General features: G+C 59.9%; 16 protein-coding genes and 1 tRNA gene. 9 read left to right on the forward strand and 8 right to left on the reverse strand.

Annotated features, from left to right (window positions below):
* Positions 1-164 precede the first annotated feature (164 nt).
* The 4 genes from NW841_RS07890 to NW841_RS07905 all read right to left on the reverse strand — a co-directional run bounded on the left by NW841_RS07890 (position 165) and on the right by NW841_RS07905 (position 4,613).
* Complete coding sequence (locus NW841_RS07890) at positions 165-335, reverse strand: hypothetical protein (RefSeq protein ID WP_414386026.1); 171 nt, start codon at positions 333-335, stop codon at positions 165-167.
* A gap of 233 nt (positions 336-568) precedes the next feature.
* Positions 569-2,173, reverse strand: coding sequence for an ABC transporter permease (locus NW841_RS07895; RefSeq protein WP_414386027.1), 1,605 nt, complete (start codon positions 2,171-2,173; stop codon positions 569-571).
* A 117-nt stretch (positions 2,174-2,290) separates the two neighbouring features.
* Positions 2,291-3,295, reverse strand: coding sequence for an ABC transporter substrate-binding protein (locus NW841_RS07900; protein ID WP_414386028.1), 1,005 nt, complete (start codon positions 3,293-3,295; stop codon positions 2,291-2,293).
* 727 nt (positions 3,296-4,022) lie between these two features.
* Entirely contained in the window at positions 4,023-4,613 is a 591-nt protein-coding gene (locus NW841_RS07905; RefSeq protein WP_414366415.1) for a thioredoxin family protein, read from the reverse strand.
* A 198-nt stretch (positions 4,614-4,811) separates the two neighbouring features.
* Here NW841_RS07905 and NW841_RS07910 point away from each other — a divergent pair, with 198 nt between their 5' ends.
* From NW841_RS07910 to NW841_RS07920, 3 genes are all read left to right on the forward strand, one after another.
* Positions 4,812-5,630, forward strand: coding sequence for a TatD family hydrolase (locus NW841_RS07910; protein ID WP_414366417.1), 819 nt, complete (start codon positions 4,812-4,814; stop codon positions 5,628-5,630).
* Positions 5,631-5,755: 125 nt separating this feature from the next.
* Positions 5,756-8,275 (forward strand): GAF domain-containing protein, encoded by a 2,520-nt coding sequence (locus NW841_RS07915; protein ID WP_414386029.1) that lies wholly within the window; start codon positions 5,756-5,758, stop codon positions 8,273-8,275.
* 4 nt (positions 8,276-8,279) lie between these two features.
* Entirely contained in the window at positions 8,280-8,693 is a 414-nt protein-coding gene (locus NW841_RS07920; RefSeq protein ID WP_414386030.1) for a DUF309 domain-containing protein, read from the forward strand.
* Here NW841_RS07920 and NW841_RS07925 read toward each other — a convergent pair whose 3' ends face one another.
* Together NW841_RS07925 and NW841_RS07930 are read right to left on the reverse strand one after the other, a co-directional pair.
* A complete protein-coding gene (locus tag NW841_RS07925) occupies positions 8,694-8,858 on the reverse strand; it encodes a hypothetical protein (protein ID WP_414336459.1) in 165 nt (54 codons plus the stop codon).
* Positions 8,859-8,905: 47 nt separating this feature from the next.
* A complete protein-coding gene (locus tag NW841_RS07930; RefSeq protein ID WP_414366420.1) occupies positions 8,906-9,022 on the reverse strand; it encodes a cytochrome b6-f complex subunit PetN in 117 nt (38 codons plus the stop codon).
* A gap of 126 nt (positions 9,023-9,148) precedes the next feature.
* On the opposite strand from NW841_RS07930, the gene NW841_RS07935 reads away from it, so the two are divergent.
* Entirely contained in the window at positions 9,149-9,394 is a 246-nt protein-coding gene (locus NW841_RS07935) for a hypothetical protein (protein ID WP_414376160.1), read from the forward strand.
* A 105-nt stretch (positions 9,395-9,499) separates the two neighbouring features.
* Positions 9,500-10,057, forward strand: a complete 558-nt coding sequence (locus tag NW841_RS07940) for an SRPBCC family protein (RefSeq protein WP_414386031.1) — start codon at positions 9,500-9,502, stop codon at positions 10,055-10,057.
* A gap of 217 nt (positions 10,058-10,274) precedes the next feature.
* Here NW841_RS07940 and NW841_RS07945 read toward each other — a convergent pair whose 3' ends face one another.
* Positions 10,275-12,239 (reverse strand): DICT sensory domain-containing protein, encoded by a 1,965-nt coding sequence (locus tag NW841_RS07945; protein ID WP_414386032.1) that lies wholly within the window; start codon positions 12,237-12,239, stop codon positions 10,275-10,277.
* 169 nt (positions 12,240-12,408) lie between these two features.
* Here NW841_RS07945 and NW841_RS07950 point away from each other — a divergent pair, with 169 nt between their 5' ends.
* Both NW841_RS07950 and NW841_RS07955 read left to right on the forward strand, forming a co-directional pair.
* Positions 12,409-12,852 (forward strand): 2TM domain-containing protein, encoded by a 444-nt coding sequence (locus NW841_RS07950; RefSeq protein ID WP_414386033.1) that lies wholly within the window; start codon positions 12,409-12,411, stop codon positions 12,850-12,852.
* Positions 12,853-12,947: 95 nt separating this feature from the next.
* Positions 12,948-13,018: transfer RNA gene (locus NW841_RS07955), tRNA-Gly, on the forward strand.
* A gap of 294 nt (positions 13,019-13,312) precedes the next feature.
* Here NW841_RS07955 and hisN read toward each other — a convergent pair.
* Entirely contained in the window at positions 13,313-14,107 is a 795-nt protein-coding gene (gene hisN, locus NW841_RS07960) for a histidinol-phosphatase (RefSeq protein ID WP_414386034.1), read from the reverse strand.
* Positions 14,108-14,170: 63 nt separating this feature from the next.
* Between hisN and NW841_RS07965 the strand changes: the two genes are divergently transcribed.
* Positions 14,171-14,803 (forward strand): biotin transporter BioY, encoded by a 633-nt coding sequence (locus tag NW841_RS07965; protein WP_414376144.1) that lies wholly within the window; start codon positions 14,171-14,173, stop codon positions 14,801-14,803.
* Positions 14,804-14,944: 141 nt separating this feature from the next.
* Positions 14,945-15,385, forward strand: coding sequence for a hypothetical protein (locus tag NW841_RS07970; RefSeq protein ID WP_414366691.1), 441 nt, complete (start codon positions 14,945-14,947; stop codon positions 15,383-15,385).
* The last annotated feature ends 118 nt before the right edge of the window (positions 15,386-15,503 follow it).

Here is a 15,503-nt window from a genome sequence, read left to right on the forward strand (position 1 = left end):
GATCCAAAGAATGGGTTGGCATTCCCTTCTCTCCTTCCTCTTAAAACCTGTACCCTATTTTAAATTAACAGGCTGTAGCGCGCCCACTCTGGCACCTACACTGGCAGCGGACCAAGCGGCAGAGCGGGTAGTGGAGGGATCCCGGCAATTCCCTCCCGTGGAAGCTAAACCGGCGGCACCCCCCGACTCCTCCAGATGAGGCTTGGCAACGCCAGGGCAGCACCCCGGTGCAAGACGCCGAGGGCCAGACAGTGGGCAGCAGTTTGGGCCTGCTCGAAGGCCAAGCGGGGCAAGGGTGGCAGCGCGGCGGCCAATTCAGCAACTCTCGCAGCCAACCCTACTCCACCGAGTCAAGCAGCCCACCAACCGGCCTAGGGCGCTGGCAGCGGGAAACTCATGTTTTCAATGCCCAAGGGGATCTGCTTGGCGGCCCTGAGGGGGATGTGCAACTTTGTGCCAGCGCAAGGCTGGGTGAAAACAGTAGAGGGCAATATCTTCAAGGGGTAATCCATCTGCCACGCCGCCATAGTCAGCCCTAATCCGTGAAAGACCCGGAGGGATCCCCTACTCAAGGCTGCCCGACGTGCCGCTGCAGCGCCTGGATCCCGGCAGCCAGGGCAAAGAGAACGAAGACCAGCAGGGTGCTCAGGGCTGCTGCCTGGTGGGTGTAGCCCCCTTGTTGTAAGCCAAAGATGAGCCACCCAAAGGTTTCTGAGCGGGAGGTTACCAAGAGAGCAGAGAGGGTCAGCTCGGCAAAAGATTGCAAAAACACCAGCAACACTGCTGCCGTTAAGGCCGGTGCCAGCAGGGGCAGCAGAATGTGGCGAAAGGTTTGCAGCAGAGATGCCCCATCCAGGCTGGCTGCCTCCTCTAGGCTGGTGTCCAGGCTGCACCAAGCAGCTTGCAGTGGCTGTAGCGCCAGGGCCAAGAACCGTCCCAGATAGGCCATCAGGATCAGCCCTAGGGTGCCGTAGAGGCTCAGCCCAGGCAGGGGCGGGGGCAACCACACCAAAATGAGGGACAGAGCAAAAATCAGGCCCGGCAAGGCATAGGGCAAGTCCACGATCAAGCTAAGTAGGGCCAGCAGCCGTACTTTCAGCCGAGTCAGAGCATAGCCCAAGATCGTTGCCATCCCGCTGCAGAGCAGCGCTGCTCCTCCTGCCAAGCCCAAACTGTGCAGCGTGGCGCGGCGGGCCCGCTCCAGCTCAAAGAGAACCACGCGGAAATGCTCCAGCGTCAGGTTAGACCAGACTAAGGGCAGGCCATAGGCCCGCAGCAGGGCAGTTGCAGCCATGGCCAGCAAAGGCCCGAGAATGAGCAGCAAGGCTGCGACGAAGAGGATCCCGCTGAGCAGCCAACCCAGCCAGCCCAAGCGATAGGGATCTGGAGGCACCTCGCCAGGATCCAACTCCGTCTGGCTCCGCTGTGGCCAGGCCAAAAAGACCAGGGCGGGCAGGCCAAAGAGCAACGACAGCGCCGCGCTGCGCCCAAACCCATCCCCGCCGAAGTTGATCACCTCTTGGTACAGCAGGGTGGGCAAGGTCAGGTAGCGTCCTGGGATCCCCAGCAAGGCCGGGATCCCGAAATTGCCCCAGGCCCCCAGAAAAGCCAGCGCCGCCGCTGCTGCCACAGAGGGCCGCAACAGGGGCAGGGTGATGAAGAGCCAAACCTGCAGCAAGTTTGCCCCATCCAGTTGGGCCGCCTCCTGAGCTTGCTTGGAGAGCCGGCTCAAGCCCGCCACCAGCGTTAGGTAGGCAATTGGCAGCACAAAAAGAGCCAGCAGCAGAATGATCCCCCCCGGCGTGTAGAAGCTCCACAGGGATCCCTGCTTCCCCAAAATCCAGCGCAGCCCCTGCTGCAAGTAGCCCACCGGCCCGGCCCATTGGATCCAGGCCAAGGCCAAAACCTGGGGCGGAACCACGAGGGGAGATAAAAAGAGCACCCGCAGGATGCCGCGGCCCGGCAGATCTGTCTGGGTGGTGAGCACCGCCAGCACCAGGCCGCCGACCAGCGCTAATGCGGCTGAGACCGCCGACACCCAAAGGCTGTGGCCCAGCGCCAGATGGACGCGGGGCGTTTCCAGCAACCAGCGGATGTTCTCAAAGGAAAGCCCTTCCCCTTCGCTGCTCAAGGCTCGCTGCAACAGCTTCCAGAGGGGATAAGCGTGGGTCAAAGTCAAAAGGCACGCTACGGCTACCAGCCAGGGGATGATGGGGTGCCTTAACCCTTTACTCAAGCCCTCCCCCAGAAACGTTAGACCACGCCTTTGCTGACGCCCAAGGGATCCCACCTATTCCCCAAACAACTTGGCAAAGCGGGCTTTGTCGGCCTCGCGGCTTTCGGCCAACTCCGCTGCCGGGGCGCTCAAGATCTTCAGCTCGCTCAAAGCGGGGAAACCTTTTGGCGGCGTCACATCCTGCCGCAGCGGCATGTAGCCCATCTCAGCAGCGACCTCCTGTCCCTTCTGAGACAGCAAGAAGTCCACAAAAGCCTGGGCAGCTTCCAAGTTAGGCGTTCCTTTGACAATTCCCACCGGCTCGGTAATCACTGGCACGCCCTCCTTGGGATAAACCACCTCCACTGGGGATCCCTCGTTGCGGCTGCGAATAGCAAGAAAGTCTACCACCATGCCGTAGCTCTGTTCACCGCTGGCGACGTTACGGGCCACAGCGCCATTGCCTTGCACCAGCACGGTTTTATTCTTTTTCAGCGCTTCGTACCACTCCCAGCCCAGGCCAGGGGTGCGGGTGATAACTCCCAAGTTGTAAGCAGCAGCACCCGAATAGGTGGGGCTGGGCATCACTGCCTGGCCTTGGGGAACCTGGGCTAGAGCCGCCCAACTGTCAATGGGCTGGGCTTTGGCAGTGTTATAGACGATCACTGTAGCCAAGATCTTGGTGCCGAAGTAGTGACACTCTGGGTCGTAGTAGGTGGCAGCGATGGCCTTGGCCTCGGGACTGCAGTAGGACTCCAGCAAATTGCGGGATTTCAGCAACTCGAAAGTAGGCGCATCGGCCACCAGCAGCACATCGGCTTGGGGACTGCCCTTTTCCGCTTCCAGCAAAAAGCGGCTGATCACCTCCTCGGTGCCGGAGCGAAAGATCTCTACCGAAACTTCTGGATAAACTTCCCGAAACGCAGACACGGTTTTCTGAGCGTCTGCATCAGGTTGGGAAGTGTACAAACGCAACGCCCCAGATGGCTTGGCCCAGACCGAGCTCAGGGATCCGCACCCAAGGGGCTGGGCAAGGGCCACACTGCAGAGCATCGCTAACAAAGGTAGAGGGCGTATCATAGTTCTCCCTTGTTTGAGCGATTCGCTTAGCTGTCGATTTACTGATAACCAAGGCAGTTTTATTTCAAGATTGCCAAGGTCAAAATCTGCATTGGCCTTACATTTTTGCCTTTTGCAAACACTTGCAAGCTACAGGGTACCCCAAAAAGATTAACTCGAGATTATCTTCTGATTAAGAGGAAAAAAAGAAGCTGTTGACCGCATTGTCCAAGTGAGAGGGGTTACATCTGGAGCTCCTGAGGGCGGGGCTTGAGTGCATCACCCAGAAGCCGCAGGAGGCCCGCCCTGTACCCGTGGGGTCAGGGACGGGAGGAATGTGGCCTTGCTTGTTGGGATATAGTGAGGTGATGAGCCAAGTCCTGACTATCTCCCGATCGTTTTGGGAGCAGCCGTAAACCAACCAGCCTAGAGATTCGCGGTTGGCTTACCAACTGCAGGGTTACTGAAGGACTGCTCCGTACCGCTTAGCGGCCAGAAGCGGGTAGTTTACTGATGGGCTACACTGGCCATTTGAGCAGAGGCAGTGGGAGTAGCTGTTAGAGCATGGCCAGAATTGCCTTTGCCAACCTCGGCTTTGCTGGACGGCAGGAGCACCTGCCCAATTTCCTGCAGCTTTAAACCAGCGAGCCAGCGCAATTTTTTAACATCGCTGCCCGCTTTTTTCTGAGGGTAGGCGCTGTACCCCTGGTCGGCAACTTTGGGTTATACTCAACGACTTCAGGCGGATTTAGGCTTGCTTGAAGTAGTCGGGCTCGTTGCCGGGCTTCCACTTGATGTTGCAGCCGAGGCTGGGCTTTTGGTCAGGATCAATGGGCTTGCCCGCCAGCAGGTTATCCAGTGCCGCCCGCAAGTCTTTGCCCGTCACCGGCACATCCGTCAGGCTGGGGCGGCTGTCGTCCAGTTGGCCCCGGTAGACCAGCTTACGCTCCGCATCAAATAGGAAAAAGTCGGGGGTGCAGGCAGCGCTAAAGGCTTTGGCCACCTCTTGGGTTTCGTCGTAGCAGAAGGGGAAGGTAAAGCCCAAGGTCTCGGCCATCTTCTTCAAGTTCTCGGGGCTGTCGTCGGGGTAGTTCTCCACATCGTTGGCGCTGATGGCTACAATGCCGACGCCGCGATCCTTGTAATCTCTGCCGATGCGGGCCAGCTCTTCTTGCACGTGCTTCACATAGGGGCAGTGCTGGCAGATGAACATCACCAGCAAAGCGGGCTTGTCGGCAAAAGTAGAGAGGGAAATGGTTTGGCCGCTCACCACATCCGGCAGGCTGAAGTCAGGGGCCGGGGTGCCCAAAGGCAGCATGGTCGAGGGAGTACGGGCCATAACAAACCTCCAGCGTCAGATTTCTTTAATCATCATGGATCATCCTGCTCCCCCAGGCTTGCCGGCAAGAAGGGATCCTTAGGATCCCGACCGGGCCGAGAACCGCTTTTACGAATAGCCGTGTAAAGCCACCGGTTTCCCAGCGGGGGAGTGTCAAAATTGGATAGAGTCCGCAACATTTTGTTCGGGAGCTGAGCCTTGAGCACCGCCGTCTTGCCCGCTGCCCCCCTGGTGGACACCCACGTCCACCTGAACTATCCCGACTTTACAGAAGATCTACCGCAGGTGGCCGAGCGCTGGCGCCAGGCCGGGATCCGGCAACTGGTGCACTCCTGTGTAACGCCAGCGGAATTTCCCCAGTTGCAGGCCATTGCCGACCAGTACCCCGAAGTCTTCTTGTCGGTGGGGCTGCACCCTCTGGAGGCGCGCCAGTGGCAGCCGGATCTGGCCGAAAAGATCGCCCAGTTGGCCGCCAGCGACACGCGGGTGGTGGCCATCGGGGAGACGGGCTTAGATTTTTACAAGTCCGACCCGGCGGACATCGAGCGGCAACAAGCATCCTTCCGCGCCCACATTGCCATTGCCCAGGAGCAGGATTTGGCCCTGATCGTCCATTGCCGCGAGGCGGCAGCAGCCACCTACGAAATCCTCAAGGAGGCCCTGGCCACTGGGGGGCCGCTGCGGGTGGTGATGCACTGCTGGAGTGGATCCCCGGAGGAGACGCGGCTCTTTGTGGAGCTGGGCTGCTTCATCAGCTTTAGCGGCATCGTGACCTTCAAGAACGCCGAGACCGTGCGCCGGTCGGCCTTGGAGGTGCCCTTGTCCCAGCTTTTGGTGGAAACCGATTGCCCTTTTTTGGCCCCCACCCCCTTCCGCGGCAAGCGCAACGAGCCAGCCCATGTGCAGCGGGTGGCCCAAACCCTGGCGGAGCTGTTGCGGATCCCCTTGGAAGACCTGGCCCAACAGACCAGCCAAAATGCCGCCCGCCTCTTCCGCCTGCCCCAGCCCCCTTTGTGAAGGAGAGTGGAGAACTTTTGAATTCCTTGAGCTTTTCCCTTGCGGCTCTGTAACTTCCTGGCAGGGGGCGCTATCGTGAAAGAGGGAGTGTAGCTTCCAATACTTCTGCGCTTCCTTATGTAGAGATGGCTATAGAGAACTTGGCCCCTGCAGCCTGCACCAGCCGGGATGCCCTCATCAACCGCATTACCCACCAGATCCGGCAATCTTTGGAGCTGGATCAGATCCTGAGGGCAACCGTAGAGGAGGTGCGCGCCTTTTTGGGCACGGATCGGGTCAAGGTGTATCGCTTCGACCCGGAAGGTCATGGAACGGTGGTGGCGGAAGCTCGACAAGCTGAGCGGCTGCCCTCTCTCCTGGGTTTGTCTTTTCCGGCGGGGGATATTCCTGAGCAAGCGCGGCAGCTGTTTCGCCTCGCTCAGGTGCGGGTCATCGTGGATGTGGAGGGCCAGACCCGCTCCCTCAGCCAGCCGGAGCCCCTGGGCCGCTTTGCCCAGGCCCAGCCTTTGCCTCTGGGAGAGGTGCCGCAGCGGCCGGTGGATCCCTGCCATGCCCATTACCTCAAGTGCATGGGGGTGGCCTCTTCCCTGGTGGTGCCCCTCCTGCATCACCAGCAATTGTGGGGGCTCTTGGTCTCCCACCACACCGAGCCGCGCTCCTACTCTGCTGAGGAGCTGCAGGTGGTGCAGTTGGTGGCGGATCAGGTGTCGATTGCCATTGCCCAGGCGGAATTGCTGGAGCAGGCGCGGCGGAAGGCGCAGCAGGAACGCTTGATTAACCAAATTGCGGCGCTGGTGTACTCGCCGCTTCACCCCGAAACCACCCTGAGCACCGTCCTGGAGCAGCTTACCGCCCAGCTCCAAGGGATCGGGGCGCGGCTGCGCATCCAGTTCATGGGCTTGGAGACTCTCCACTGCTATGGGAGCCAGCCGCCGGCAGGATACGACGCCTGGCTGCAGGAGCAGGTGGGAAGAGGCAAGTCGGCAGGGGACGGGGTGAGAACCTGGTCGCTTTCGCAATTGGAGAAGTGGCCAGAACTGCGGTCGCAGGTGCAGCAGACGCCCATCCGCGGGCTGCTGGCGGTACCGCTGCTTTGGAACGAGCAGGTGGTGGGCTGGCTGAGCGTGTTTCGTGGCGCCATCTGCCAAGAGACCCACTGGGCCGGCTACCGCTGGCCCGCCCAAGGGGAAGGTTGGGAGGATCCCCGTCAACAACTGCCCTTGATCTCTTTTGCCGCCTGGCGGGAGCTGAAAATTGACGAGCCCAAGGCTTGGTCGGCCCCAGAGCTGGAGCTCGTCAGCCGCGCTGCCGTGCACCTGGCCCTCTCGATCACGCAAAACCAGCTCTACCGGCAGTTGCAAGATCTCAACGCCCGTCTGGAGCAGGAGGTGCAGGAGCGGACGGCGGCCCTGCAGCGCTCTCTGGCAATGGACGCCCTCTTGCAGCGGGTCACCGACCAGGTGCGCACCACCCTGGACGAAGCCCAGATCTTGCGGGCAGTGGTGCAGGAGTTGGCTCTGGGGCTGTCCATCCAAGGCTGCGATCTCTGTCTCTACGATCCGGAAGCCGGCCAGGCCACGGTGCGCTACGAGTACACCGCCGCCCTGCCGCCTGCAGGCGGGATCGCTCTAACCCTAGCCGACTACCCGGATCTCTACCGGCAACTGCAAAGGGGGCAAGCGGCGCAACTGTGCCATTTGTCGGGGCAAAGCTGGATCCCGCGGCGGGAAGGGCTGACCCTGCTGGTATGTCCGCTGCGGGAGGATCAGGCCGTGTTGGGCGATCTGTGGTTGGCCAAGCCGGCAGACGAGTGCTTTGATGAGCTGGAGGTGCGGGTGGTGCAGCAGGTGGCGGATCACTGTGCCATCGCCATCCGCCAGGCCCGTCTCTACCAGGCCTCGGTGCAGCAAATCAGCGAGCTGGAACGCCTCAACCGCCTCAAAGATGATTTCTTGAGCACCGTCTCCCACGAGCTGCGCACGCCCATCACCAACATGAAAATGGCCATCCAACTGCTGAAAATGGCCCGCAGCCCGCAAAAACGGGAGCAATACTTGCAAATCCTGGAGCAGGAGTGCGAGCGCGAGGCGGAATTGGTCAACGATCTGCTGGATCTGCAGCGGCTGGAGCAGGGATCCAAACCCCTTCATCTCGAAGAAGTGTCCCTGGCCGCCTGGCTGCCCACTGTGCTCCAGCCCTTTGTGCAGCGGGCCCAGGCCAATCAGCAACAGTTGCGGTGGCAGATTGACCCAGCGGTGGGCAAGGTGGTGACGGATCAGGTGGGTCTGGAGCGGGTGGTGCAGGAGCTGGTCAACAACGCCTGCAAGTACACCCCGCCTCACCACCGCATCACGGTGACGGCGCGCCGCCTCAGCCCTGAACAAGTGCAAATTCGGGTTATCAACGAGGGGGTGGAGATCCCCCGCAGCGAGTGGGAGCGCATTTTTGAGAAGTTCTACCGCATCCCCAGCGGGGATCCCTGGAAGCGGGGCGGCACCGGCCTGGGGCTGGCTTTGGTTAAGCAGTGGATGCAGCGGCTGGGGGGCAGCGTCTCTATAGAAAGCGGCCAGGGCAAGACCTGCTTTACCCTGGTGTTGCCGCAGGGATCCCTGCAGCAGCCGCCCCTGAGTCGCAACTGTGCCTAGACCCATGAGTAATTGCCACCCAGAAGCGCTGCAACTGGCCGTTGCGCAATTCAACCGGGGGGAATTCTACGCCTGCCACGACACTCTGGAGGCGCTGTGGATGGAAGCGGTGGATCCGGAGCGGCGCTTCTACCAGGGGCTGTTGCAAACCGCCGTAGCCTACTACCACCTGCAAAACGGCAACCGCCGCGGCTGCATGATCCTGCTGGGGGAGGCCAACCGCAAGCTGGCCGATTTTCTGCCCACCTACGCCGGCTACAACCTGCAAGCTCTCTGGGAAGCCAACCAGAGTCTCCTGCAAGAGCTCTTTTGCCTCCAGCCTGAGGATCCCTTGCCCTGGGTGGCCCCTCCTGTCCTGAGAGCCGTTGACGACAGGCCCGATCGCGAGGCTTCTTGGAATCTCCCAGAACCCCAGTAGCTACCGCCGCTTGGAGCGACGAGCTTGCCGTTCTGCCTCGCTGCGCCGCCGCCGATCCCGCCAGTCGATAAAGGTGATGTAGCCAACGCCCACAGTGACAGCCGTCAAGAGCAAAAAGATGCTGCCGTAGGCGAGGCGGACAACCCAGGGCAAGTCAATTTCCATAGAGCAGGACGAAGTCTTTTAGCAACAACAGGGCCAGGCGGGATCCGCTACATGCCGTTACGGCCCCAGACCACAAAGGCAATGGAAAGGGCAAAGAAAGCAGCAACAGCAACCCAGCCAAAGGTGATGATGTCCATACGTCTAGCCAAGCAAAGAAGGCTCATCGGGGTGATCCCATTTTACGGGATGGGATCCCTTGTCAGCGGGCATTTGCGAGCACCTTATTCTCAGTTCAAACTGGCTACAGTGGGGTCAAATCCAAAACATCTGAGCCAAACGGGGGGGATCCGATGGTACTGGAGACATTGCCGCTGGTGGCCGCAGTGGCCATCGCCATTTTTATGCTGGTTTTCTGGGTGCGGGTGGTTCGAGAGGCCATCTGGACGGCGGTGGGGATCGTAGTTCTCCTGGCCGTGCTGTACGTGGTCTTTAGGATTGGCCCGCGGCAGGTGCTGCAGGAGCTGCGGGATCCCTTTGCTCTTCTGGATCAAGTGTGGCAGGTGATCGTCGCCTGGTTCCAGGCCCTTTTCCCCTAGTGCGTTATCTGCTATACAATTCCTCGTACAATGAACTGGGCTTGGGTTGGGGCTGCCGGCCCTTCCCCTTGGTTCTGTAACCCTAACGCGCTCCGATTGCTGGCCATGCCTTCTGACTCCCCACAGGATCCCCAAGGCCTCCCAGACCCTGCTCCGGAAGACGGGATCCCAGTTCCCGAAGATATCCAGGTGGAGGTGGAGGACTTGGGGGAGCGCCGCCGCCATTTGCAGGGCCGCGTCCTCATCCCGGTGGAGCGACAGTGGGTTTGGCAGGTTTTAACCGATTACGACCATCTGGCGGAGTTCATTCCCAACTTGGTGGAAAGCCGCCTCCTCGGCAGCGAGAATGGCCGCAAACTGGTGCGCCAAGTGGGATCCCAAAAGGTTTTATTTGCCCGCTTTTCGGCGGCAGTGGTGCTGGCCATTGAGGAAATCTTTCCCCACCAGCTTCGCTTCCAGGAGGTGGAAGGGGATTTTCTCCTTTTCGAGGGGTTTTGGGAACTGGCCGAGTGGCTGAACCATCAAACTTTGCTCACCTACCACCTGCAGGTGAAGCCGCCGCGTCGCATGCCGGTCGGCCTGGTGGAACGGCGCCTCCGCCGGGACTTGGCCTTTAACCTCCAGGCGATTCGGGAGCGCTGCCTGAGTCTATGTTCCCAATAGGGCGTGCCATCCCAAGCGCTCCGCGCCGCTAACGCGAACACCCCCAGCCCCTCTCCCTAAGGGAAATTGCCCTCACCCCCAGCCCCTCTCCCTTTGGGAGAGGGGAGCTACGGATCTAGGCCAGAGCTTTGCGGTAGCCTGATTTGTTGGATATTGGCAATTTGCATTTGCCGGCTGGGATCCCAGGTCAGCGCAGCAGACCTTCACTTCTTAGGGTTCAGGCGGCCATCGAGGGTTGTCTTTGGGTTTGTGGGTTGGCTATCGGCAGGGTGAAGTGGAAGGCACTGCCCTGGTTGATCCCTCCCGATTCGGCCCAGATGCGCCCCCCCATCGCCTCGATGATCAGCCGGCAGATGGCCAGCCCCAAGCCCGTCCCGCCCACAGAACGGCGCAGGGATCCCTCTGCCTGGTAAAACCGCTCGAAAATGACCTGTAAGCGCTCCGGTTCAATGCCGCGTCCACTGTCGGCCACAGTAAATCTCACCATCGCTTCTCCAGGTTCGCCGGCTGATGGCTCCACCTCTGCCCGGATCCAGATCCGCCCGCTGGGAGGAGTAAACTTGCAGGCATTGTCCAACAGCTTGCGCAAGACCTCCACCAGCCATTCCCCATCCGCCTTGACCATCGGCAGCCGTCTGGGCAGCGCCTGCTCGATGGTGGGTAACTCCTCGTGCCGCCGTCGCGCTTTGACGTTGCTCAGGGCCAGCTCCACGCATTCTTGGGCAGACAACGGCTCGATATGCCAGCGAACGCGACCGCTTTCCAGCTTGGAGAGGGTGAGAAAATCCTGCACCAACTCCCGCAGCCGACCGGCATCTTGCAGAGCCGCATTCAACATCTCCTGGCGCATCTCCAAGGGCATATGAGGATCGCCGGCCAACGACTCCAGACACACTTGAATGGTGGACAAAGGGGTGCGCAGCTCGTGCCCGATCACAGCGATCAGCTCCGACTTGGCCCGATCCAGATCCTGCAATTGGCGATTCAGCTCTTCCAGGTGCTGGTAGGCTTCTGCCTGTAAGAGGGCCACCCCCACTTGATTGGCAATGGCTTCTGCCAACTCCAGAGTGGCCGGCTGCCAGCGGCGAGGGTGTTCGTGGTGCAGCTCCAAGAGGCCCAGCAACCGCCCCTGATAGAGAATCGGCAGAGCCACCCAAGCGCGAATTTGGGCCGGCTGCCACAGCTCCGGCAGGCAATGCAGACGCGGATCCTTCTGGCTGTCCTCGCAACACACCAGGTGTGCTGAGGCCATTGCCTCCTGCAGAAAAGGGTTGCTTTGCACGGGCCAGAGGGATCCCTTGAGGCTGCCCATCGTTAGAGTGTGATACTCGTGCTCGATCTGGACAGCAGGAACCTGGCCATCGTAGCGGTAGATCAAACAGCGCCCCACTCCTGCCGCTTGCCCCAATTCCTGCACCGCAATGGTCAGGATATCGCCGGGATGCAAAGACTGGCGAATGGCGCTGCTGATGCGGTTGATCAAGCGTTCCTTGCGCTCTTGAGCCTGAATGGTGCGATAGGCCCGCTGCAGCTTGTATTGGCCTGCCTGAAGATAGGTGATCAGCCGCTCTGTAAAGGGCCCTGGGTTCAGTTGGCTGGCGGAGTTTTGCGGGGATCCCTCCAGGTACTGGCGAACCGGCTCCAAGCGAGGAGCCAGATCCGGACGGTAAGCGAGGATCTTCGGCAACAGAGCCAAAGCCGCCTGGGCGGCGATCAGGCGCTCAAATGACCAGATGCCGTCGAACTGCCGCGCCGCATCGATATCGCTGCCTTGCCAGGGCCGCTCCCGACACACCAAGCAGGTGGCATAGTGGGCGTCGATAACGATCAAATGCCACTCCTGAGCCAGTGGATCCTCCGGATCCAGGGGGATAAAGTTAGGGGGCAGGTCAGCCTGAGCCCCATCGGGGGTAGCCAGCACAAACACATCTTGGGCAACCGCGCTGATGCGACGGTAGCGCCGCGCCTCCTGGCGGTAGTAGCGCTCTTTTTGAAAATTGGCGAACACCCACGGGGATCCCTGACCTTGCAACACCTGATCCTCGATGGCATGGCTAAGGGCAACCAGAGAAGACTTGAAATAAAGCTGCGGGCGCAGATGGGGCACGGCCTGTAGCAGATCGCTCAATAGGGAAGTCCGACTCTGACGGCTCTGGCGGGATCTAGGGCGGGTAGAAGTCATAGCCCTATTGGCAAGTTCGGTTGGCAAGGAGTAACTTAGCCGTGGAGAAAGCGCCTGGCGGGCTGGCCTAGGTTTAGTCTAGCGGTTGGCTTCTGCAGCAAGGCGAACTTAACGAGCTGCAAGATCTGGCTAACTTGGACTAAGAATTGTAAAGTTGCGTGTAGACTCAATGTCGGGATCCCGGTACAGCCAAGAAGACGTGCAGCAGATCCTCCAGCGGGCCATTGCCCGCCAGCCGCGCCTGGGCGAGTTTACCCGCGCCCAGTTGCAGGAGATGGCCGCCGAACTGGGGATCTCACCCCAAGAGCTGGACTTGGCCGAGCAGGAATGGAAGGCTTGGCAAGAGCTGAACAACCAGCATCGCGAGTTCCAGCGCTACCGCCGTCGGCAGTTTTACCAGTTGCTGGGCCGATATGCAATTGTCAACAGCTTTCTGCTGGGCTTGGACTGGCTTTCCGGCGGGGGGCTATCTTGGTCGCTGTTTATACTCATGGGCTGGGGCTTGACAGTTTCCCTCAAAGGCTGGAACGCCTACCAGACGGAGGGGGAACGCTACGAGAGAGAGTTTCGCCAGTGGCAGAAGAAACGTAAGAAGCAGCTCCAGCGTCGATGAGAAACATCTCGTCTCTCTGCTTTGAGCAGAGGTGGTCTTAGAAAGAGGCTAGCGGCAAATGCTAGTATAGGTACTTAGCAGAGGCAGATGCCTGTGCGGGCGTAGTTTAATGGTAAAACCGCAGTCTTCCAAACTGCTGTTGTCGGTTCGATTCCGTCCGCCCGCTTCCAGAAAATAAACCTGCTCTAGATGAGCACTCTCAGCCTCAAACCTTAGCTGGGGGTAGATTTAGGTTCTGAATTGGGGTCGAAAGCTGTCAATGGAGTGTCTACTAACTGTCTGCAAAGGGGTGGGGGTGGACAAAAAGTTAGTAGCCACCTACACCTCCTATAGGATTTTGCTTTTGAGCTGGCGCTACTGGTTGTTGAGGGAGGTTCCGGACAGAGAACTTGGCTAGAGCCTTACCCGGCAATGAACTAACAATCGCTCTCCAAAGCTCGCAACCAGTTTAGGCTAGGAACTACCTCTTGGAGCTTAGGGCAGCTAAGGCCTGGCGATGTAAGTTGGGGTTAGCCGCCGCCAGCACTTCTCCCTTGGAGGTGCGAGTTAAGGGATCCCCCGCCCAGTCGGTAATCACACCGCCGGATCCCTCGATCACCGGCACAAGGGCGGCAAAATCGTAGAGGGCAAGGCCACATTCCATGACCAGATCGATGTAGCCGCTGGCTAAGAGGCCGTACTGGTAGCCGTCGCCGCCGTAGGAGGTGATGTGGACCAAGCGGCTGAGCTGCTGAAAGCGCTGCTGCTGGTCAGGCTGGGTGAACAAATCGGGGGTCGTGCAGCTTAGGTAGGCGCGGCTGAGGTCAGTGGTGGCTTTGGTGCGCGTGAGCTGTTGGGTAGAGGGGGTCATCCATCGGGTTGGTTGTCCCTGCACCCCTAGCCAGCGCTCACCCAACACTGGCTGATCGATGATGCCCAAGACAGGGCGGTCGTTTTCCAAAAGGGCAATCAAGGTGGCAAAGGTGGGTTTGCCAGCGGAAAAGGCAATGGTGCCATCCAAGGGATCCAAAACCCAGGTGTAAGAGGAACCGGTCTGGTGGAAACCAAATTCCTCGCCAAGAATGTTGTGCTCCGGCACATGGGCGGCTAGCAGGGCCCGCATTGCCCGTTCGGCTTCCCGGTCGGCTATCGTTACGATAGGGGATCTGGCCTCTTTGTACTCGGCCTGCAGCTCCCCGCGAAACAAAGGGCGAATCACCGCTCCGGCCGCGTCGGCTAGGGCCTGGGCTAAGGCAATCCACTCTGGCTTAACCACTCTCTTACCTACCTTATCGGGGCTGTATCCTCTCCTAGCATAAGGAAAGATTTTCCCGCGGCTATGCGCCCTGGCCGGCTTCTAACCCCTCTGGAATGGCTTTGGACGGCGATTGGGGTGATCTTGACCATTTTGGGCACCCTAACCCAGGTGAGCTTGCCGTCTCAGTGGCCAGGGGTGGGAGGGTATAGCTTTTCCCTACAAATTGGCGGCATGCTGCTGACGGCCTGTCTAGCGGGGCCGGTGGCGGCAGTGTGTGCCCAGATTGTCTATCTGGGATTGGGGTTGGCGGGGCTGCAGGTGTTTGCCCAGGGAGGCGGATGGCAATACCTGTACCAGCCCGCCTTCGGCTACCTGCTGGGCTTCCTGCCCGCGGCCTGGGCCTGCGGGACAATGGCCTTTCGACACACGGATCCTCACTTGCCGACCGCTTCCTTTCCCCCTCGACGCAACCCCTACGTGCTGCCCAGCATCTCTGCGCCAGTGCGCCTGCAGGACTTGGGATCTGCCAGCTTGGCAGCTCTGGCCTTGGTTCACCTGACCGGAATTGTCTATCTTTTGGCCACCCAACCTTGGGATGGGGAGTTGCTGAGATTGATTGGCCTCTACTCAGGCTACACCTTGCCGGGGCAGCTCATCGTAGCCGGCTTTGTTGCTGTCATGGCCTTGATCCTGCGGCGCTTGCTGTTGTTTTAGCGCAAGAGATTCTCTATCTTTGCGCGATTGCGCATCTGCTCTAGGGCTGGAGCAGCAAAGATTAGCCTAGAGGCAAACTTGCCCCCGCGAGGGGACAAGGGGTTTCCAAGTTTCTGCAAAGTTTTGTGAGGAGAGACAAGAATGCGACGCGCTGTGCTAACTCTCTTGGCAACGGGCTTTCTAGCCACCCCTCTGACCGCCTGCGGCAACAGCGGCAGCTCTGGCGGATCGATTATCGTTCCACCCCAAAGCCCAACCGTTGCCTTTATCAATCCGCCTACCTCTGTGCGCATAGGCACCTCCACACCGGCTTTCACGGTGCAGGTGAGTGTGCCCGGCGGCGCCCGCTCAACCCAGTTTGTGGAACTGGAAACCTTTAACCCGCTTGGCACGCGCGTCCAAAGAGAAGTCTTTAACCCGCAGCAGGTTGGCTGCAGCCCAGGTGCCACTTTCTGTAGCTTCAACACCGACTTCCGGGTTGCTCCTGGCGATCCTGCCGGCGTTTGGCAGTTCCGCATCACCGCTTTCGATCAGCAGAACCGCTCTGGATCCCAGACTCTTCTGATTACAGTCTTTCAATAGGCAAGCTAAGTCGCTGCTTTGGGTTGAGAGCCAAGCGAAAGCAGAGGGTGCATCAAGCACCCCCTTAAGGCGTTAGCCATGCTCACCAGGAACGCCCAAGCGCGGGATCCCTCATTCC

Source organism: Synechococcus sp. H60.3 (assembly GCF_047462295.1).
Classification (GTDB): domain Bacteria; phylum Cyanobacteriota; class Cyanobacteriia; order Thermostichales; family Thermostichaceae; genus Thermostichus.